This window comes from Bradyrhizobium sp. UFLA05-108 (assembly GCF_059803455.1).
Window position 1 is genome coordinate 1 of the sequence record NZ_JBANAZ010000017.1, and the last position, 19175, is coordinate 19175.

Consider the following 19175-nt stretch of genomic DNA (forward strand, 5'->3'; position numbering starts at 1 on the left):
CTGCGACGATGTCCGTGCTGTACTGCTCTCATCCAAAGACGTACCGTGCGGATGATTTTATGACACAGTAAGATTAGGGCGGATTAGCTTAGCGTAATCCGCCATCAGGCCGCGACAAAGCTGGCGGGTTACGCTGCGCTAACTCGCCCTACGGATGCGCGTAACCTTCACCCATATTTCAGCTTCATGACGAGTATGCCGCCGGCGAGCACCATGGTGATCGCGTTGGCGGCGACCAGCGGCGCGTCGCCGGAGAGCAGGCCGTAGATCAGCCAGAGTGCAAGCCCGAGCAGCATCGCGAGGAACATGCCGAGCGAGATGTCCTCGGTCGAGCGGGTCTTCCAGACCTTGATGAATTGCGGTGTGTAGGCGAGGGTCGTGCAGGTTGCCGCAGCGAACCCGAGCAGCTTAACGATGAGCGGTTCCATGGTGGCCGCCCTATAGCACGGATTCGTTGATGGAAATGCGTCTGTTGACCCATCATTACCGGCGGGCTGCCATGATCGTGCGATAGAGCGCCGCATAGTCGCCCGCCCGGTTGCGCCAGGAGACGTCGGTCGTCATGCCGCTCAGTTGCAGCCTGCGCCAGGTCAAACGGTCATGGAAGGCGAGGTTCGCCTTGCGCAGCGCGGCGGCGAGCCCCTCCGCCGTCACCGGCCCGAACTTGAATCCGGTCGCGTCGTGGCCGCTGCTATCGGCCTCGCCGATGTCGACCACCGTGTCCGCAAGCCCGCCGACGCGCGAGACGACCGGCACGGCGCCATAACGAAGCGCACAGAGCTGGGTGAGACCGCACGGCTCGAACCGCGACGGCACGAGGAGCGCGTCGGAGCCCGCCTGGATGAGGTGGGCAAGGATCTCATCATAGCCGATCACGACGCCGATGCGCCCGGGATGGGCGCGTGCCGCGGCCAGATAGCGGTCCTGGAGGTCCGCATCGCCGCTGCCGAGCAGCGCGAGCTGCATGCCTTCGCCAAGAATCGTCGGAATGATTTCGAGCAGGAGATCGAGACCCTTCTGCCAGGACAGCCGGCTGATCACGCCGAGCAGAAGCGCATTCGCCGACGGCGTGAGATTGAACTGCTTCTGCAGCGCTGCCTTGTTGGCGGTCCGAACTTGCAGCTCCTTGGCGCCAAAGCGATGGGCGATGTGCGGGTCGGTCTCGGGATTCCAGACGTCGATATCGATGCCGTTCAAGATCCCGCTGAGCACGCCGGAGCGTTCGCGCAAGAGGCCGCCGAGTCCCATGCCGCCCTCGTCACCCTGAATCTCCCGTGCGTAGGTCGGCGACACCGTTGTGATGCGGTCAGCGAACTGCAAGCCGGCCTTCAGGAAGCTGATCCCGCCAAAATATTCGACGCCGCTGAGGCTGAAGGAGTCCGGCGGCAGGCCGAACGAAGCAAGCATCTCGTAGGCGAACTTGCCTTGATAGGCCATGTTGTGAATGGTCATCACGGTCCCCGGGCGGGGACCGCCGGCATAGTGCAGATAGGCTGGTAGCAATCCCGCCTGCCAGTCGTGCGCATGCACGACGTCAGGTACGAACGAAGGGACGAGGCCGAGGCCGATATCGGCGGCGACGCGCGACAGCGCCGCAAAGCGCACGCCGTTGTCGGGCCAGTCGGTCCCCTCCGCGGTGACGTAAGGGTTGCCCGGCCGCTCGTAGAGATGTGGTGCGTCGAGCACGAAGAGGTCGAGCTCGTCATGTGTACCCGCGAGCAGGCGCGCAGGCCCACCGAAATAATCCGGCCAGCGCCGGATTTCCTCCGTCTTCGGCAAGGCCCGCAAGACGGCCGGATAACCCGGCAGCAGCGTCCGCATCTCGACGTCATGGGCTTTCAATGCGACCGGCAGCGCGCCGGCGACATCGGCAAGGCCGCCGGTCTTGATGATCGGATAGATTTCCGATGCGACCGCGAGAACGCGCGTCAACGCCATGCGTTCAGCCTGTCGATCATCGGCTGGGTAATGAGCGAGACGCCCTGTTCGGTGGTGCGGAACCGTTTTTCGTCGAGCTCCGGATCCTCACCGACGATGAGTCCTTCCGGAATCTCGACGCCACGGTCGATCACGACGTTGCGCAGCTGCGCACCGCGGCCGACATTCACGTAAGGCATGATCACGGCATTCTCGACATTGGCATAGGAGTTGATGCGCACGCCCGTGAACAGCAGCGACCGCCGCAGCGAGGCGCCGGAGATGATGCATCCGCCCGATACGAGCGAGCTCACCGCCTGTCCGCGCCGGCTCTCCTCGTCGTGCACGAACTTGGCGGGAGGCGTGATCTCCGCATAGGACCAGATCGGCCATGAGCGGTCGAACAGATCGAGCTCCGGCACCACGTCGGTGAGATCGATGTTGGCGGCCCAGTAGGCGTCGACGGTGCCGACGTCTCGCCAATAGGCGCGCGGGTCGTCGCCGGACCGGACGCACGAGCTCGAGAACTGGTGCGCCACCGCGCGGCCGTTCTTGACGATATAGGGAATGATGTCCTTGCCGAAATCATGGTTCGAGTTCGGGTCGGCGGCGTCACGCTTCAGCTCCTCGTACAGGAACTTGGCGTCGAAGACGTAGATGCCCATGCTGGCGAGCGACATGTCGGGCTTGCCGGGCATCGGCGGCGGGTCTTTCGGCTTCTCGAGGAAGGACTGGATGATGCCGTTTTCGTCGATATGCATGATGCCGAAGCCGCTGGATTCCGCGCGTGGCATTTCGAGGCAGCCGACGGTGACGTCGGCGCGACTGTCGACGTGCTGCCGCAGCATCACCTCGTAATCCATCTTGTAGATGTGATCGCCGGCGAGCACCACGATGAAGCGTGCGCCGTGCGACTCGATGATGTCGATGTTCTGGTAGACGGCATCGGCCGTGCCGACATACCACATCGTCTCCGAGACGCGCTGGCTCGCCGGCAGGATGTCGAAGCTCTCGTTGCGCTCGGGCCGGAAGAAGTTCCAGCCCATCTGAAGATGCCGGATCAGGCTGTGGGCCTTGTATTGGGTGGCGACCGCGATGCGGCGGATGCCGGAGTTCACGGCGTTCGACAGCGCGAAGTCGATGATGCGGGATTTGCCGCCGAAATAGACCGCCGGCTTGGCACGCCGGTCGGTCAGTTCGAGAAGACGGCTTCCTCGTCCGCCGGCGAGAACGAAGGCCAGGGCCTGGCGCGCGAGTGGCTCATTTCCAACACGGTTCATTCTGTCCTCCCGGGGGCCCCGTTTTTATCGCCCCGAAATTTCCCTCGCGGGAAGCCGGTGGCGCCTGCATCGAAGCAGAATTCTAGCGGCACGGATAACAATTCGGAAAGTGCCCTGTTGGTTGCCATAGGTCGTGGCCGCCCTGCGGCTCGGCTTTTTCGCTTGCCAAGTCTTCCCGATCGACCCGAAAGGGTGGTAGGTTGCGGGGTATTTCAGATCGCTTTCATATTTTTTGGATTTATACGATGCCCTGCGCCAACGAGATGTTTGGCCTGCTGCGACTGCTTTCAGTTGGGCTGGCTTACCTGACCGGCACCCCGGATCACCCCGTACAGCAACGCGATCTCGCCGAGGCCTGGCAGGTCCTCTCGCCCTGCGCGGAGACCGCCTCCTTCGACGGGGCGTGGGCCCTGTCATTGAAGGAGAACGGCACCGCCATCGCCAGGAGCGATCGCCATGCGCAGCTGCTGCAGGGCCGCTGGGAGATCGTCGATGCGGGGACGCACAGCTATCGCATCGACGTGCTCGCCTTCGGCAATGATTTCGTCGTGGTCCCGACGGCGGCTGGCTGCCTGCTCGGCTCGGGCACGCTCAGAAACGTCGATCTGCACCAGAGCTGGTTTACGCATGGCAGCCGCGAGGCGGGCGATCTCGTGGCATCGGCGACCGATCCGGGCGTGAGGACGAAGTAGCCGCTTCGAGCGCGCTTGCCGGCGTTGGTCCTGCGGCATTTCAGCGCTCGATGCAGAGCTGGGACGATCCGTGCCGGCTTTCTGGGATTTGAGGCGGTCGGGATCGACGACGCGCCGGGATGCCTTGTGCGGTGCACGCAAACGGATGCTTTGATTCAGCGCAAAGATGCCGGATCATGCGGCGTGCGACCCTTTTGCCAAACGAAATGTCAGACAGGGAGCAAGGTGATGAGTATCTGGAAAACGGCAATAGCCTGTTCGCTCGCCGGTGCTGTCATGGCCGGCCAGGTGCAGCAGGCCACGGCAGCGCCAATGCCAACCAATGTGGCGACGATGAAGGCCATGGTCTCCGACGACGTCACGCAAGTGTACTGGCGCGGCGGATGGGGCTGGCGCGGCGGCGGCGGATGGGGTTGGGGCTTGGGAGGGCTTGCTGCCGGCGCAATCATCGGCGGCGCCATCGCAAGCAGCGCGCCTTACGGCTACTATGGCGATCCGTATTACGGCAGCCCCTATGGCTACGGCGGTGGCTACGCGCCAGCCTATTACGGTGGCTACGCCTATTCGCCCTACTATTCCTATCCCCGCTACTACCGCCCGTATCGACCGTATTACGGCAACAGCTATGGCTACTACCGGCCCTACCGCGCCTGGCACCGCCCCTACTATCGCGGATATTGGTGATCGCGAGAGGGCAGCTCCGACGGGGCGGCCCGACCGAGGCTCGGCGCTCGGGCTGTCTCGCGCGAGCGGGTAACGGCGGCGCTATCCGTCGCTGATCATGGCAGACGCGCGATGATCGCAAGGCCGGCGTCGATGACGATCGGCTCCGACGACGAGAAATAGACGGCGGCAAGCACGCAGACGATCGCGTAGACGAATACGAACCAGCCTTCGCAATTGCGGGTTGAAAAAATACCTCTGCGGTATGGAAGTGGCATGGTCAACTCCCTGCCAAAATATGGGCATCGACTGCCCTGATCGAAAAAGACAGCGTGATGAAATGCTTTCTGGTGATGTCCACGACATCGCCAGGCGCGACGCTAAGGCGAAGAACCGCCTGGAGTCCTTAAGCTGTCCTTACATTTGACTGAGCTTTCTCTTAAGCTCGGACAACATCCGGAGGTCGCGGCCGTGCGGACAGACGAGCTCGCCTTTGGTCAGTTTCGGCTCGACCGCGCCAATGCGCTGCTGTGGCGCGGACCGGAGCGCGTCGTGCTGGCGCCGAAGCCCTTCGAGGTCCTGTGCTGCCTCATCGACCGTCCGGGCGAGCTCGTCACGAAGGAAGAGCTGCTCGACGCGGTCTGGTCGGATCTGCATGTCAGCGAGTCGAGTCTCGCGGTCGCCATGAATGCGCTGCGTGCGGCTCTTGGTGACGACAGGCAGTCGCCCAGCTACATCGAGACGGTCACGCGACGCGGCTACCGCTTCATCGCCCCCGTCACCACCACGGCATCGTCGGCCGCCGAGCCGGAGGAGCCGTCCGAGGACGTCATCGACCGCAGGCGGCAATGGCGTGTCGGACGCACGACGGCGCTCGAGACACTCGACACCGCGCTACAGAAGGTTCGCGCCGGGCAGCGTCAGGTCGTATTCATCACCGGCGAAGCCGGAATAGGCAAGACGACGCTCGTTCAGATGGCTCTCGATCGCATGGCGGGCGAGAGACCCGGTGTGCTGCATTGCGGTTGCAACGAATTGTTCGGCACCCATGAGGCTTTCCTGCCGCTGATTGAAGCCCTCAACGAGCGATGCCGCGGCGAGGGAGACGCCGCAATGCTCGCCGCCATTCGCGAGCACGCGCCGACGTGGCTCGCCCAGATGCCGGGTTTCTTGGGTGAAGGCGATCGCGTCGCCTTCCAGCAGGAGGTTTTTGGCGCGACGCGGGAACGCATGCTGCGCGAGTTCGCCGATCTTTTGGAGAGCATCGCCGCGAAGCGGCCCTGGATCATCATCCTGGAAGACCTGCACTGGAGCGACTTTGCCACCGTGGATGTTCTGTCGCGCCTGGCGCGGCGGGACCGGAAGGCTGCGATCCTCGTTCTCGCCACCTACCGGCCAATGGAAGTCGCCGTCGGCGGACATCCGGTCAAGACCGTCCACCAGGATCTCCAGATCCACGGACATGCAACCGAGCTCGCGCTCGATCGGCTGTCGGGCAGCGACGTCGAGCGCTACCTCGCCCTGCGCTTCAACTCGGCCGAACTCGCCGGCGAGCTGGTTGAGCGCATCTTCGCGCGGACCGAGGGGCAGCCCTTGTTCGTGACATCGCTCCTCGATCATCTCGTTGCCCAGGGCGTGCTCGTCGAGAATAGCGACGGATGGCGACTGGAGCGTGAGGAGGCGGCCTCGCATGACAGCATGCCGCGCGATTTGCAGGGCATGATCGCGCGGCAGATCGACCATCTCACGGCCGAGGAGCGCAGCCTGCTCGAGGTCGCGAGCGCGGCAGGGGCCGAGTTCTCGGCGCTGCACATTGCGGGCGCGCTCGATCGAAGCGTGCTGGACGTGGAGCAGATGTGCGAAGAGCTGGCGCGTGCCGGCCGCATCATCCTCGTGGCCGGCTCGATTGAATGGCCGAGCGGAGAGGTCTCGGGCCGCTACGCGTTCCAGCACGCATTGTACCAGGAGATGCTGTACCAGCGGCTGGCGCCGGCCCGACGCGTGAATACCCACGTGCGGCTCGGTGTCAGTCTCGAGCGCGGCTATGGATCGCAAGTGGCGGAGGTCGCCTCGGTGCTCGCGCGTCACTTCGAGCTCGGGCGCGATTTTCCGAAGGCGACGCGCTATCTCGCCATGGCGGCCGAGGGTTCGGCGCGACGCTTCAGCACGCGCGAGGCTGCGAACTACCTCACGCGTGCCCTGGATCTCGTGCCGCATCTGCCGACGGACGTGCAGGTGCCGACGCGCCTGAAGCTGCTGCTGCAGCGCGCCTGGGCCTGGCGAGCCGGCGGCGACTTCCTGAACTCGCTGCAGGATCTCAGCGCGATCGTGGCCCATGCAGCTGAGAACGGCCTCGTTCGGGAGGAGGTGAACGCGCTAGTCGATCTCAGCAGGTTCTGCCTCTACATCGATCGGCGACGATGTCTGCCCTTCGCCGAGCAGGCACTGGCGAAGAGCCGGGCGATCGATGACGCTGCATTCGCTGCCCTGGTTAGGGGCAACGTCGCCAATCTGAAGTTGATGCTGAGCGGCTGGAGCCGCGAAGACGCCGAGTTCTCGGAGCAGGCGTCGGCACTGATCTCGGAAACGCAGGACCTCAGCATGCGGCTGCGGCGCTGCTCCATGGAAATGGTGCTCGAGTTCCTGAGGTCGAACTATCCGGCCTGCATTGATGCGACGAGCAGGGGCAAGCGGCTCGCGCGCATGCTCGGCGACGTCTACCTCTTCGTGCTCTATGAGTCCGTCGAAGCGTTCGCCTCGCTTTATATGGGCGAATGGGGGACGCTGCGGCAGAGCGTTCGCTCTGCGCTTGCCATCGCGGAGCGGAACGCGAATCCGCAGGCGCGCGCCTTGTGTCAGCTCACGATCGGGTGGCTCCACGCCGCGGCGCAGGACCATGAGACCGCGGCGCGGAATGCGGAGGAAGTCACCGGCCCGATGCTCGAGGCAAACCCGTTCACCTTCTTCCTGGGCAGGAATTTATTGGTGCGTGCCCATCTCGGGATGCGCAACCTCACCTTGGCGCGGCAGCATCTCGATGCCGTCGAGCGGCGGATGGCGGTCGACGGCGTGCCGATCGAGTCGCTGGTCATGCCGCAGTACCTGCTGAACTGCTGCGAGTACTGGATCGAGGCAGACGACCTCGACCAGGCAAGGGCGGCAGCCAGCCGGTTTCACGAGGTGACGAGCGCGGCGCCCGATCGGCCGTTCCTCGCGCTGTGTCAGGAGGTGATGGGGAGAATTGCCCTGCTGAGTGGCGATGCGGAGATCGCCAGACGGCACTTGTCCGAGGCCGTCTCGACCGTTCGCCATGCCGGGCTGCCCTACGCGGCTTGGCGAGTCTACGCCTCGCTCGCGGAGTTTTACGCAAGCCGTGGAGAGGCACGGAAGGCAGCGAACTGGAGAGGTCGCTCGACCAAGGTCGTGAATTCGCTTGCGTGCTCGCTCGCGCCAGACGATCCGCTGCGCTCGCTGTCATTCTTCGCCCGCGCCGAGATTGCCAGTACGGCGGACAGTTGCCGCCGCCAGGCTGACGTCAATCGGGAAACTCGCTGATATCTTGCGGTTCTCTGGGCGGCGGGATCGGTCCGTTCTGCTTATGCCGGCGCTCGCGAGACGCGCGATAGGCATCCCTGCGTAGCCGCATGATCGAGCCGAGCGGCTGATGATCGGCCAGGCAACGCCAGGGATCGAACGACAGGACGTCGTTGGCGTAGTCGCGGCGAGTAGCGCTGTTGGTGGCCTGCGAAGGGAGGGTGATCTTGCCCAGCGGTTGCGGTACCGCGACACCCTCTGGCCAGTCGATCGAAGAATCCTCGACCGGCGTGCGTGTCAGGTCGGTGCAGAGCTGCGCACGCAGCTCATATTCCGCGAAGTTCTCCCGAAAGAACTCCGTGACCGAGTCCCGCACGATTTCGTCGCCGTCATGGCAGGGCTGACCGGCGAGCTTGCGCACGGCATCCGAGACCGGCACCGCCCGGATCCTCGCGATATAGTCGCCGAAGCGGAGCGTGCCCTCGGTGTGAAAGGTTTCGCCGAGAATGTTGTTGCCGGGGTCGCCAAGCGCCTTCGCAAGCAGTGGAATCGAGACGCCAGTCGCGTTCGAAACCGTGATGGCGATGCGGGAGAAGAAACCCACGATCCTGAATCCGATGTCGGGAGTGTTCAGGTTGCGCTCGACGTTGCGCTGGGCTGCCAAATAAGCCTTGGCATCGGCCATGTAGCTCGGGTGATTGACGAGAAGGAAATCCTGGTTGGTCGAAGTGTCATCCACCAGCGCCTTGTCGCCGGACACGCCAAGCACCTTGATCGCCATGCCGCGGGGCGCGCGAACGCGATCGCTCTTGAGCCCGAAAGCGGTGGAGAGGCGTACGATGATCGGATAACGGGCGGGCTTTGCGAACAGGCCCTGGCGCAAATGCGCTGGCAGATTGTCGTACACGGTCAATTCGCCGCGCAGGAAGCCGACGCCTTTGGCATGCTGCTGGCGAATGCCGTGGTGAAATCGCTTGAAGGTGGCGTCGCTGGTCCGCTCGATCGAGGCGACGATGTCCCGGACGGCGTCGGCCTCTTCGGGACTCGGTTGCTCGACAGAGGGGTCGTAGCGAAGATATTGATCGGCTGCCATGGCGCTGATCTCCAGCCCGCGGGGTCTCCTGCCTCTTGCGAACGTGGCGACCGCCGGGCGAATTCCATTGTAAGCGCGTGCCTGCCGCGCGAGCAACCGGAACACGAATTCCGGTTGCTCTGACGCCCCCTTCCGTCGCGGCTTGCAGTCGCGGCTATTGCGCGACGCGCTGCGATGCGACGCGGTTCTCCTGGTGAACCTCGCTGCGGCGCTCAGGCGTCGTGCACACCTTGTCGCCGTAATACGCCTCGCGCCAGACATATCCCGACTGGCATGTGTCGCTGCCGGGTAGATGCCGGCTGGCGGCCCTTGCGTTCTCGCTTGCGACGACGCTCCTTGACTCCGGCGTGACGCAGACGAGGTCGCTCGGAACGGCGACCCGCCATACATAGCCCGAGGCGCATTCCATCGCCGCCATGGCAGGGCTGGTCGAGGAGATGCAGGTCGTCAGGAAAGCATAGAGGGCGGCGATCCGGTAGCGGTTCCAGACAGTGTTGTTGTCCGAATGCGAGGGAGAAGGTGTGGGTGATGAAATGGTCATGGATCAAATCCTCCTGAAATACGGCGCCACGCGGCCTCCGATTGATGCGGAGGAGGCATGGACGTCACCGGAGGTGATGCTAGGGCCGAGGCAGCCCGCGAGTCCTTAAGCGGGCCTTATCTTCTTCTCATCTTTTTCTTAAGCGTAGCCGCTCTCACAGTGAGAACCAGACCATCGCCGCCATGCAGGCGAGGTGCGCCAGCACGATCGCCGCGAGGTGAAGCGGTCCGGCCTTGAAGAACGGACCGCTCATCTCCGGGCTCCTCAGTTCGATCCTGCCGCGGCCGCCGTGAAGCTGCGGTCGACGGCCTGGCTGACGTCGAGCTTCTTCGGCAGGATGCCGTAACGGGTGGCGCGGTCGGAGGCCTCCTGCACCTCCTTGACCACGTTCTCGTCAATCACGATCGGGCTGGTGCGCTGCGCGGTGTAGGCGCTGAGCAGCACGTCCTCCGGCAATTTGGTCAGCTCGGCAGTGTTCTTCGCATACTCACTGATGTGATCGAGCGACCATAGTCGCGCCTTGCTGAGGCGCTGCAAGAAATCCTGCACGGCGGCGCGCTTGCTGGCGATGGCACTGTCGGAGGCGACGATGAAGGTGATGGTCGGTGTCAATCCTTCGCCGTCGGCGATCACGCGCGCCTTGTCCTTCAGTGTCGCGAACGAGATGTACGGCTCCCATACCGCCCACGCATCCACCGAGCCTGCGACGAGCGCGATCTTGGCGTCGACCGGGCCGAGCGGCGCAAAGGTCGCGTCGTCGAGCTTGATCTGCGCCTTCTCGAGCGTCGCATCGATCAGGAACTGGCCCCAGCCGCCGCGCGTGCCGGCGAGGCGCTTGCCTTTGAGGTCGGCGGCCGACCTGATCGGTGAATCCTGCCGCACGAGGATGGCCTGCGTCTTCGCGTCCGATTTGGTGCCGCCGATCGCCTTGATCGGCGCGCCCGCGGCATAGACCGAGAGAAAGGAGAGATCGCCGGTGTAGCCGACGTCGAGCGCGCCGGCGTTGAGCGCTTCGAGAATTGGTGCCGCCGCGGGAAATTCCGACCATTCGATTCTGTAGGGCAGATCCTTGGCGTAGCCGGAGATGTCGAGCAGCGAGCGATTGCCGCCCTTCTGATCGCCGACACGCAGCACGACCGTGTCGGCCGCGAACGATGCGGCAGCCGTCGAGAGGGTAATGGCGGCGGCGATCAGCGATGCTGCAAGCCTGCGCGTGAGGGAGTGATCGCGGGAGTCGGAGTTGATGCTCATAAGATGCTTCTTGTTCTTCCTGGCTCACATGGCGTGAGCGACGATGCAGTGGGATGATCAAGTCTATGAGCGGAGAGGCCGCAGTCAATGAAACGGCCAACCGAATTGCACGCACTCGCCAGAAGGACCTTTCATTGAACGGGTGCTCACGAGAAGGCGATGTGCGCGACGGCAGATATGCGTGAAGATTGTGCAGGCGATGGGTAGCCAGAGCGGTGCGTGATTACAAGCAGATCGCACCGAACTCGAAGAAAACGTTTCGTCGTCGATGCGTGCGTCGGTGGAGAGAATGACTGTGCTGCTCGCAACATTCGAAATTCCATTTCATTGACGATGCGGCCAACTCGCCGCATCATTTGCGCATCGCAGTGAAGAGGCGAGGGATCGCCTCGAGAAATTTTTTCTCCTAACGCAGCTCCGCACGGAACATGCGCAACGTGATGCGTTGCGTGGGGACGGAGCTTTGGGGCAATGAGGGGCCGAAGCAAATGGATAGCAACGAGAACAAGCGCGGCGGATCGGGTCTTGATCGGCGCCATTTGCTCCAGGCGGGTTTCGCTGCGGCCTTCGCGGCGCCACTCGGGGCCATCGGTGCGCAGGCCTTTGCGCCGCGCGCGATCACGCCGGCGATCGATTTCAACGAGTTCCCGCTGTGCCAGACGTCCTCCGATGCACCGGCGCTCACCGGGGCGCCGCGCAAGCTCAAACTGTCGTGGAATGCGGGCGCCGTTTGCCTCGCGCCGGTCCCCGTGGCGATCGAGCACGGCTTCTTCCAGAAACAGAATCTCGACGTCGAGCTCGTCAACTATTCCGGCTCGACCGATCAGCTCCTGGAGGCGATCGCGACCGGCAAGAGCGACGCCGGTCTAGGCATGGCGCTGCGCTGGCTGAAGCCGCTGGAGCAGGGCTTTGACGTCAAGATCGCGGCCGGCACCCATGGCGGCTGCATGCGCGTGCTGTCGCGCGCGAATTCCGGCGTTGACAAGCTTGCGGATCTCAAGGGCAAGATCGTTGCCGTGGGTGATCTCGGCGGCCCCGACAAGAATTTCTTCTCGATCCAGCTCGCAAAGCTCGGTATCGATCCGACCAAGGACGTCGACTGGCGCGCCTATCCCGGTAACCTGCTGGATGTTGCGGTCCAGAAGGGTGAGGTGCAGGCTTTCCTGTCATCCGATCCGCTCGGCTATCTCTGGCTCAAGGACGGTCAGTACAAGGAAGTCGCCTCCAATCTCGACGGCGAATATCGCGACAAGAGCTGCTGCATCTTGGGCTTGCGTGGCAGCCTGGTGCGCGACGAGCCGCAGGTCGCTCGTGCAATCACGCAGGCGCTGTTGGATGCAGCGATGTTCTCGTCGCAGAATCCGGAAAGGGCCGCAAAGTCGTTCCAGCCGTATGCGCCGAAGGCTGCGACGCTCGCCGACATCGAAGGCATGGTGCGCTACCACACCCATCATCACCATCCCGTCGGCGAGGCGCTCAAGCGTGAGCTCAAGGCCTATGCGGACGACCTGAAGAGCGTGCAGGTCTTCAAGCAGAGCACCGACACCGCCAAATTCGCGGAGCGCATCTATGTCGACGTATTCGCTGTCTGACGGCGTTGCCTCCGGCGCGCCGCGCGGGGTCGCGCTTTCCGGCTGGTTGAAGGAAACCGGCCCCGGCGTCGCGGCGAGCCTCGCCTGGATCGCCTTCGGCCTGTCCTGCCTGTGGTGGGAGGATGTCGGCGACTGGTCGCGCACGCATTCGCTCGGCATCGCCGCCTTCATCATTGCCGCCTTCGCCCTGTTCGGAACGGTCGGCGTCGACTATCTCGGCCCGGCTGGAAGTGCCTTGCGCAAGCGTGCGCCGTGGCTGCTGGCATTGGGCCTGTTCCTGTCGGTGTGGGAGGTTGCCACTGCAAAATTCGCCTGGTTGCCGTTGCCGTTCTTCCCGCCGCCGCAGGCGATCATCGAGGTCTATACCGACGATCTGCCGAAGCTGCTCGACAGTGTCATCGCCTCGGTCAAGCTGCTGACCGGCGGCTATCTGATCGGCGCGACGATCGGCTTCCTGACCGGAGTCTCGATCGGCTGGTCCCGCTCGGTCGGTTATTGGGTGCATCCTGTGCTGCGGTTCATTGGTCCGGTACCGGCGACCGCGTGGTTGCCAATCGCCTTCTTCACCTTTCCGTCGAGCTGGAGCGCCTCGACCTTCTTGATCGCGCTTGCGACCGGCTTTCCCGTGACGGTCCTGACCTGGTCGGGCGTCGCAAGCGTCAGCAGCGCCTATTACGACGTCGCACGTACGTTAGGTGCCAAGCCGTCGTTCCTGGTGCTGAAGGTCGCAATCCCGGCGGCGCTGCCACACGTCTTCGTCGGCCTGTTCATGGGGCTCGGCGCATCGTTCGCCGTGGTGGTCACGGCCGAGATGATCGGCGTCAAGGCGGGGCTCGGCTGGTACCTGCAATGGGCGCAGGGCTGGGCCGCCTACGCCAACATGTATGCGGCGCTGATCGTGATGTCGCTGCTCTGCTCCGGCGCGATTACGCTATTGTTCGCGATCCGCGATCGCTTTCTGGTGTGGCAGAAGGGGACCGTGAAATGGTAGCGACGGCCGAAGTCATCACTTATCCCGCCGCCGGTGCCGCGCTCGACATAGAGCAGGTGAGCCACGCCTTTGACATCGACGGCACCGAGCTTCCGGTGCTCACGGATGTCAGCATCGCAGTCGAGCCAGGCGAGTTCGTCGCGCTGCTGGGTCCGTCCGGCTGCGGCAAGTCCACGTTGCTGCGGCTGGTCGCGGGCCTCGAGAAACCGCGGGCAGGCGCCTTGCGCGAGGATGAGACCCGCATTACGCACCCGCATCCCTCGCGCGTGGTCGTGTTCCAGGATCCGACACTGTTTCCCTGGCGCACGGTCTGGGACAACGTTGCGCTCGGCCTCGAAGCGCAGGGCATTCTGAAGAGCCAGCGTTCGCGCGTCGATGCCGCACTCGATCTCGTCGGGCTGTCGGAGTTTCGCAACGCCTATCCGCATCAGCTCTCCGGCGGCATGGCGCAGCGCGTAGCGCTCGCGCGTGCGCTCGTCAACGATCCAAAAATCCTGATCCTCGACGAGCCGCTCGGCAAGCTCGACTCGCTCACCCGCATCACCATGCAGGCCGAGCTCGTCTCCCTGTGGCAGCGCAAGGGCTTTACGACGCTCCTTGTGACGCACGATGCGGAAGAGGCGCTGTTCCTCGCCAACCGCGTCATCGTGTTCAGCGAGCGTCCGGCGCGCGTCAAGGCCGACATCCGCGTCGACCGGCCCTATCCGCGCCACCGCGGCGATCCCTATCTCGCGGAGCTGCGCCGCCAGATCCTCGGCCTGCTGGGGCTCGACGCCACATGGTGACACCGCAGGGCAACTCGGCCGCAAAAGGCCGCGCGGCGCAAGGCGAGCCGGACTGCATCGAGCGTGCGCAGGGCCTCGCCGCGGTCTTCGCCGGTCGTGCCGCCGAGCACGACCGCGCGGCCAGCTTTCCCTTCGAGAATTTCAAGGAGTTGTCAGAAGCCGGCCTGTTGTCACTGACGGTGCCTGCCGCGCTCGGCGGTGCCGGTGCAGGCGTGCGCTTTGCGACGCGGATCGTCGGCATCATCGCCCAGGCAGATCCGTCCACCGCGCTGGTGCTCTCGATGCACAGCATCAACCATCTGGTGATGGCGCGCAGCCCGACCTGGCCAGGCCGCCTGTCGCGCAAGCTCGCCCGCGAGACGGTGGAGGGCGTAGCGCTGGTCAACGCGCTGCGCGTCGAGCCGGAGCTCGGCTCGCCCGCGCGCGGCGGCCTGCCTGCCACGATCGCGCGACGGACCGAGACCGGCTGGCGCCTGTCCGGACACAAGATCTATTCGACCGGCGCGCCGATCCTGAAATGGTACCTGGTCTGGGCGAGGACCGACGAGGCGGAGCCGCGCGTCGGGCAATTCCTGGTGCCGGCAGGCCTGCCGGGCACGCGCATCGTCGAGACCTGGGACCATCACGGGCTACGCGCCAGCGGCAGCCACGACGTCATCTTCGACGACGTCGTATTCCCGCTCGATTACGAGGTTGATGTCCGCAGACCTGCGGACTGGCGTGGGCTCGATGCCACGCAGGCCACCACCCATACCGTCTTCATTGCCGCGATCTATGACGGCGTCGCGCGCGCCGCGCGCGACTGGCTGATCGACTTTCTGAAGACGCGTGTGCCCTCCAGCCTCGGTGCGCCGCTTGCGACGCTGGCGCGCGCCCAGGAGGTCCTCGGCGCCATCGAAGCCCGGCTCGCCGTCAATGCCCGGCTGATCAATTCGTTCGCCGGCGACTTCGATGACGGTGTCGAGCTGTCGGCATCGGAGTCCAACGCGATCAAGCTCACCGTGACCAACAATGCGGTCGCGGTGGTCGAGGATGCGCTCTCACTCACCGGCAATCACGGGCTTAGCCGCACCAACCCGCTGGAGCGGCACTATCGCGACGTGCTGTGCGGCCGCGTGCACACGCCGCAGGACGATTCGACGCGCATTGGCCTTGGCCGTGCCGCGCTGGGACTTTGAAAATCACACAGGAGACGAGATCAATGTCGATCGAGTTCATCGGCTTCATCAGCAACAACAATTCGTCCGAGACCGTCGTCCGCGAGGGGCCGGTCCTGAACCCCACCCATATCGAGGCGGTTGCCAAGGCGCACGAAAATGCCGGTTTCGATCGCGCGTTGCTCGCGTTCAATTCGACGAGCCCGGACGCCCTTCAGGTGGCCCAGCACGTGCTGAACGTCACCAATCGCCTCAATGTACTGATCGCGCAGCGTCCCGGCTTCACCGCGCCGACGCTGCTGGCGCGCCAGTTCGCGGTGCTCGATCAGCTCTCGCGCGGCCGCGTCGCGCTGCACGTCATCACCGGCGGCAATGCCACCGAGCTGCGGCAGGACGGCAACACGCTCGACGACAAGGACGAGCGTTACGCCCGCACCAGCGAATTCCTGGACATCGTGAGGCTGGAATGGACCAGTGACAAGCCCTTCACCTACAAGGGCAGGCACTACCAGGTCGAAAACGGATTTGCGCAGGTGAAGCCGTACAATCCGGGCGGAATTCGCATCTATTTCGGCGGCGCTTCCGATGCCGCCGTCGACGTCGCGGGCAAGCACGCCGACACCTTCGCGCTGTGGGGCGAATCCTATGCGCAGGTGCGTGACGTCACCTCACGCGTCCACAACGCGGCGGTAAGGCACGGCCGGCCGACGCCGCGCTTCAGCCTCTCCGTCCGGCCGATCATCGCCCTGACCGAAAAGCAGGCTTGGGAAAAGGCGGAAGCGATTCTGGCGCGTGCGAGCGAGCTTCAGGACAAGACCGGTTACCGCAAGCCGGCCGACGGTCATGCTACCGCCGGTGCACGGCGCCTGCTCGCGCTCGCCGACCAGGGCAGCCGCATCGACAAGCGTCTGTGGACCGAGATCGCAAAGCTGACGGGCGCCAACAGCAACACCACAGCGCTGGTCGGTACGCCCGAGCAGGTCGCCGAAGCCTTCGGCGACTACTACGACCTCGGCATTTCGCACTTCCTGATCCGCGGCTTCGATCCGCTGATCGATGCCATCGAATACGGCCGCGAACTGATCCCGCTTACGCGTGAGCTCATCGCCAAGCGTCAGGTCGCCCGCGGCGAGGCGGCGGAATGATCAGGCTGATGCTCGCCGGCGCGCTGCTGTTCGGTTCGTTCGACCTCGCAGCAGCGCAAACAACCTTGCGCGTCGGTGACCAGAAGGGCAATGCGCGGGCCGTGATGGAAGCGGCAGGCCAGCTCAACGATGTCCCGTACAAGATCGAGTGGAAGGAGTTTCCGGCGGCGGCGCCGCTGCTCGAGGCGCTGAGCGCCGGCGCGATCGAGACCGGGCTTGTCGGCGATGCGCCCTTCACCTTCGCGGCAGCCTCCGGCGCGCCGGTGAAGGCGATCGCGGCGAACCGGCAGACCGGCGAGAGCCTTGCAATCCTCGTGCCCGAGAACTCGCCGATCAAGAGCTTTGACGATCTGCGTGGCAAGAAGATCGCAACCGGCCGTGGCTCGATCGGCCATCAGCTCATCCTGGCGGCGTTGGAGAAGCGCGGCTGGAGCGCAACCGACGTGCAGATCACGTTCCTCGCGCCGTCGGATGCGAAGATCGCCTACACGCAAGGCTCAGTCGATGCATGGTCGACCTGGGAGCCCTATATCAGCCAGGAGGAGGTGCTGTTCAAGTCGCGTCATGTCATCACTTCCGAAGGCCTGACGCCAGGCCTCAGCTTCCAGGTCGCGCGGCCCGAGGCAATCCGCGACAAGCGGGCCGAGCTGACGGATTTCATCCGTCGACTCACCGCCGCGCGCGCCTGGTCGATCAACAACGTGAACAGCTATGCCGAGACCTGGGGCAAACTGATGAACATCCCGACCGCGGTGCCGCTCAACTGGCTCTCGCGCGCAAAAATCCGCGTCACGCCGATCGACGACAGCATGGTCACGGATGAGCAGGGCACGATCGATCTCTATTTCCGCTGGGGCCTGATCAAGCAGAAGCTCGACGCGGCGGAGATCGTCGATCGCAGCTTCTCGGACGCGATCGCGAAAGCGGGATTGTAGGCTGTTTCTCGTGTCCCGGACGCGGTGCAGCGCGCAGCGCTGCGCCGCAGAGCCGGGACCCACGCCGCACGGAGCGCTCTCGGCAACATGGGCCCCGGCTGAGCAGCGCGCCACTGCGTGATGCGCTGCATCCGGGGTACGAGACGTCACAAATACTCAAGCATTCGTGAGGTGAGAACGAGGTTTCCGTCTCGGCTGCCATTGTCGAAATATTCCTTCTGCGTTCTGCATTCCCGGTAACAGCTGCATTGCTATTTGCTCCGTGCCCCTTGCCGCACGATAGCTCCCATCAAAAATCAACCAGACGACCACATCGGGAGACCGGCCATGGGCCTGCAAGAAACAAAAATCGAATCGCTTCCCTTCGTCACAGCCGAGCTCAACTATCTCGCGCCCACATCCGGCAAACCCCGCACCTACGCGTTTGATCCGCCTCCTGGCGAGCCTAAAACCACCTCACTGCCTGAGCCGCATCAGGTTCCGATCTTCGACGGGCGTCTGATCGCGGACAACTTCTCGCTCGACCGCGAAGGCTTTGCGCTGGTGCGGCATCCGACGCGCGTGAAGGATTTTTACAACGACGAAGAGGTGAGGACGATCTACTATCCCGCCGTCGAAGCTTTTCTCCGCGCGACGCTGAAGGCCGATCGCGTCGTCATCTTCGATCACACCGTGCGCAAGCGTATCGATGGCGCCGCCGATATCCGCGGTGCAGGTCCGCGCCAGCCCGCAACGCGCGTCCATGTCGACCAGACCATCACCTCGGGCGCCAACCGTGTGCGCGAGCATCTGCCGGAAGAGGCCGAGGAGCTTCTCAAGGGCCGCGTGCAGGTCATCAATCTCTGGCGGCCGATCCGTGGTCCCTTGCGCGATTCTCCGCTCGCAATGGCCGACGGCACGACCGTTGCGCCCGACGATCTCGTCGCCTCCGACCTGATCTATCCCAACCGCCGCGGTGAAACCTATTCGGTGAAGTACAATCCGAACCATCGCTGGTTCTATTTCCCGGAGATGACGCCAGACGAAGCGCTGCTCTTGAAGTGCTATGATTCCGAGACCAACGGCCGAACCCGCTTCGGGCCGCACACCGCCTTCGTCGATCCGACCACGCCGGCCGATGCGCCCCCGCGCGAAAGCATCGAGCTGCGCACGCTGGTTTTTCACAAAATGTAACAATGTGTGATGACACTGTCGGTCTTGCACCGGCAGTAGTCCTGGAACTTCAGGGAACAGATTCACGTTTGCAGCGCCGGGCAGGGCCAACCCGGAGGGGTGCCGTGCGAGCGCTGACGATTTTATTGTTCTGTCTTGCTACCTTTTCTCTAGCGCATGCCGAAAACGGACTTGCCTCATATTACGGATACGGAAAAGCCGCCAGGAACGGCGAGTTGACCTGTGCCCACCGGACGCGGCCGTTCGGCAGCATGCTCACGGTGTCCTATGGCGCGCGCTCTATCCAATGCCGCGTCAACGATCGCGGTCCGTTCATCCGTGGCCGCATCGTCGATCTCTCCGTCCCTGCCGCTCGCGCGCTCGGTATGATGAGCGCAGGTGTGGTGCGGGTCTCAGTGCAATAGGCATACGTCTGCCCACAAGCTC

At 64.1% G+C, this 19175-nt stretch carries 18 protein-coding genes; 11 read left to right on the forward strand and 7 right to left on the reverse strand.

Annotation, left to right across the window (positions count from 1 at the left end):
* Positions 1-167: 167 nt before the first annotated feature.
* From SO140_RS14720 to glgC, 3 genes are read right to left on the reverse strand one after another with little or no spacing between them, the layout of a single operon-like run.
* Entirely contained in the window at positions 168-428 is a 261-nt protein-coding gene (locus SO140_RS14720) for a SemiSWEET transporter (RefSeq protein ID WP_449384641.1), read from the reverse strand.
* Positions 429-483: 55 nt separating this feature from the next.
* Complete coding sequence (gene glgA / locus SO140_RS14725) at positions 484-1938, reverse strand: glycogen synthase GlgA (RefSeq protein WP_449384642.1); 1455 nt, start codon at positions 1936-1938, stop codon at positions 484-486.
* Complete coding sequence (gene glgC / locus SO140_RS14730) at positions 1929-3197, reverse strand: glucose-1-phosphate adenylyltransferase (protein ID WP_449384643.1); 1269 nt, start codon at positions 3195-3197, stop codon at positions 1929-1931. The genes glgA and glgC overlap by 10 nt, the downstream gene beginning before the upstream one ends.
* Before the next feature lie 245 nt (positions 3198-3442).
* On the opposite strand from glgC, the gene SO140_RS14735 reads away from it, so the two are divergent.
* The gene (locus tag SO140_RS14735; RefSeq protein WP_449384644.1) at positions 3443-3889 is read left to right on the forward strand and encodes a hypothetical protein; all 447 of its coding nucleotides are present in this window, start codon (positions 3443-3445) and stop codon (positions 3887-3889) included.
* Between the two features lie 228 nt (positions 3890-4117).
* Complete coding sequence (locus tag SO140_RS14740; RefSeq protein ID WP_498540807.1) at positions 4118-4573, forward strand: hypothetical protein; 456 nt, start codon at positions 4118-4120, stop codon at positions 4571-4573.
* A 95-nt stretch (positions 4574-4668) separates the two neighbouring features.
* Here the strand turns inward: SO140_RS14740 and SO140_RS14745 are convergent, their stop codons facing one another.
* Entirely contained in the window at positions 4669-4830 is a 162-nt protein-coding gene (locus SO140_RS14745) for a hypothetical protein (RefSeq protein ID WP_449379004.1), read from the reverse strand.
* A gap of 193 nt (positions 4831-5023) precedes the next feature.
* Between SO140_RS14745 and SO140_RS14750 the strand changes: the two genes are divergently transcribed.
* Positions 5024-8107, forward strand: coding sequence for an ATP-binding protein (locus SO140_RS14750; protein ID WP_474799165.1), 3084 nt, complete (start codon positions 5024-5026; stop codon positions 8105-8107).
* On the opposite strand, the gene SO140_RS14755 is transcribed toward SO140_RS14750, so the two are convergent.
* The 3 genes from SO140_RS14755 to SO140_RS14765 form a co-directional block, all read right to left on the reverse strand.
* Positions 8088-9179 carry a catalase family protein gene (locus SO140_RS14755; protein WP_449379002.1) on the reverse strand — a complete coding sequence of 364 codons (1092 nt, stop codon included), beginning with the start codon at positions 9177-9179 and terminating at the stop codon, positions 8088-8090. The genes SO140_RS14750 and SO140_RS14755 overlap by 20 nt on opposite strands.
* 154 nt (positions 9180-9333) lie before the next feature.
* A complete protein-coding gene (locus tag SO140_RS14760) occupies positions 9334-9720 on the reverse strand; it encodes a hypothetical protein (RefSeq protein WP_449379001.1) in 387 nt (128 codons plus the stop codon).
* Positions 9721-9984: 264 nt separating this feature from the next.
* On the reverse strand, positions 9985-10971 hold the full coding sequence (locus SO140_RS14765) for an ABC transporter substrate-binding protein (RefSeq protein ID WP_449379000.1): 987 nt from the start codon (positions 10969-10971) through the stop codon (positions 9985-9987).
* 488 nt (positions 10972-11459) lie between these two features.
* Here SO140_RS14765 and SO140_RS14770 point away from each other — a divergent pair, with 488 nt between their 5' ends.
* The 8 genes from SO140_RS14770 (at position 11460) to SO140_RS14805 (ending at position 19153) form a co-directional block, all read left to right on the forward strand.
* On the forward strand, positions 11460-12563 hold the full coding sequence (locus SO140_RS14770; RefSeq protein ID WP_449378999.1) for an ABC transporter substrate-binding protein: 1104 nt from the start codon (positions 11460-11462) through the stop codon (positions 12561-12563).
* A complete protein-coding gene (locus SO140_RS14775; RefSeq protein ID WP_449378998.1) occupies positions 12541-13554 on the forward strand; it encodes an ABC transporter permease in 1014 nt (337 codons plus the stop codon). Before SO140_RS14770 ends, SO140_RS14775 begins: the two co-directional genes overlap by 23 nt.
* Positions 13548-14339 (forward strand): ABC transporter ATP-binding protein, encoded by a 792-nt coding sequence (locus SO140_RS14780; protein WP_449378997.1) that lies wholly within the window; start codon positions 13548-13550, stop codon positions 14337-14339. The genes SO140_RS14775 and SO140_RS14780 overlap by 7 nt, the downstream gene beginning before the upstream one ends.
* Positions 14333-15517, forward strand: coding sequence for an acyl-CoA dehydrogenase family protein (locus SO140_RS14785; RefSeq protein WP_449378996.1), 1185 nt, complete (start codon positions 14333-14335; stop codon positions 15515-15517). Before SO140_RS14780 ends, SO140_RS14785 begins: the two co-directional genes overlap by 7 nt.
* A gap of 23 nt (positions 15518-15540) precedes the next feature.
* The gene (locus SO140_RS14790) at positions 15541-16641 is read left to right on the forward strand and encodes an LLM class flavin-dependent oxidoreductase (protein ID WP_449378995.1); all 1101 of its coding nucleotides are present in this window, start codon (positions 15541-15543) and stop codon (positions 16639-16641) included.
* A complete protein-coding gene (locus SO140_RS14795) occupies positions 16638-17576 on the forward strand; it encodes an ABC transporter substrate-binding protein (RefSeq protein WP_449378994.1) in 939 nt (312 codons plus the stop codon). The genes SO140_RS14790 and SO140_RS14795 overlap by 4 nt, the downstream gene beginning before the upstream one ends.
* Before the next feature lie 327 nt (positions 17577-17903).
* Positions 17904-18749 carry a CmcJ/NvfI family oxidoreductase gene (locus SO140_RS14800; protein ID WP_449378993.1) on the forward strand — a complete coding sequence of 282 codons (846 nt, stop codon included), beginning with the start codon at positions 17904-17906 and terminating at the stop codon, positions 18747-18749.
* A gap of 104 nt (positions 18750-18853) precedes the next feature.
* Positions 18854-19153 carry a septal ring lytic transglycosylase RlpA family protein gene (locus SO140_RS14805; RefSeq protein ID WP_449378992.1) on the forward strand — a complete coding sequence of 100 codons (300 nt, stop codon included), beginning with the start codon at positions 18854-18856 and terminating at the stop codon, positions 19151-19153.
* The last annotated feature ends 22 nt before the right edge of the window (positions 19154-19175 follow it).

Coding starts and splice junctions, on each gene's coding strand:
- SO140_RS14720 (WP_449384641.1), bottom strand. CDS start 428: ATGGAACCGCTCATCGTTAAGCTGCTCGGGTTCGCTGCGGCAACCTGC.
- glgA (WP_449384642.1), bottom strand. CDS start 1,938: ATGGCGTTGACGCGCGTTCTCGCGGTCGCATCGGAAATCTATCCGATC.
- glgC (WP_449384643.1), bottom strand. CDS start 3,197: ATGAACCGTGTTGGAAATGAGCCACTCGCGCGCCAGGCCCTGGCCTTC.
- SO140_RS14735 (WP_449384644.1), top strand. CDS start 3,443: ATGCCCTGCGCCAACGAGATGTTTGGCCTGCTGCGACTGCTTTCAGTT.
- SO140_RS14740 (WP_498540807.1), top strand. CDS start 4,118: ATGAGTATCTGGAAAACGGCAATAGCCTGTTCGCTCGCCGGTGCTGTC.
- SO140_RS14745 (WP_449379004.1), bottom strand. CDS start 4,830: ATGCCACTTCCATACCGCAGAGGTATTTTTTCAACCCGCAATTGCGAA.
- SO140_RS14755 (WP_449379002.1), bottom strand. CDS start 9,179: ATGGCAGCCGATCAATATCTTCGCTACGACCCCTCTGTCGAGCAACCG.
- SO140_RS14760 (WP_449379001.1), bottom strand. CDS start 9,720: ATGACCATTTCATCACCCACACCTTCTCCCTCGCATTCGGACAACAAC.
- SO140_RS14765 (WP_449379000.1), bottom strand. CDS start 10,971: ATGAGCATCAACTCCGACTCCCGCGATCACTCCCTCACGCGCAGGCTT.
- SO140_RS14770 (WP_449378999.1), top strand. CDS start 11,460: ATGGATAGCAACGAGAACAAGCGCGGCGGATCGGGTCTTGATCGGCGC.
- SO140_RS14775 (WP_449378998.1), top strand. CDS start 12,541: ATGTCGACGTATTCGCTGTCTGACGGCGTTGCCTCCGGCGCGCCGCGC.
- SO140_RS14780 (WP_449378997.1), top strand. CDS start 13,548: ATGGTAGCGACGGCCGAAGTCATCACTTATCCCGCCGCCGGTGCCGCG.
- SO140_RS14785 (WP_449378996.1), top strand. CDS start 14,333: ATGGTGACACCGCAGGGCAACTCGGCCGCAAAAGGCCGCGCGGCGCAA.
- SO140_RS14790 (WP_449378995.1), top strand. CDS start 15,541: ATGTCGATCGAGTTCATCGGCTTCATCAGCAACAACAATTCGTCCGAG.
- SO140_RS14795 (WP_449378994.1), top strand. CDS start 16,638: ATGATCAGGCTGATGCTCGCCGGCGCGCTGCTGTTCGGTTCGTTCGAC.
- SO140_RS14800 (WP_449378993.1), top strand. CDS start 17,904: ATGGGCCTGCAAGAAACAAAAATCGAATCGCTTCCCTTCGTCACAGCC.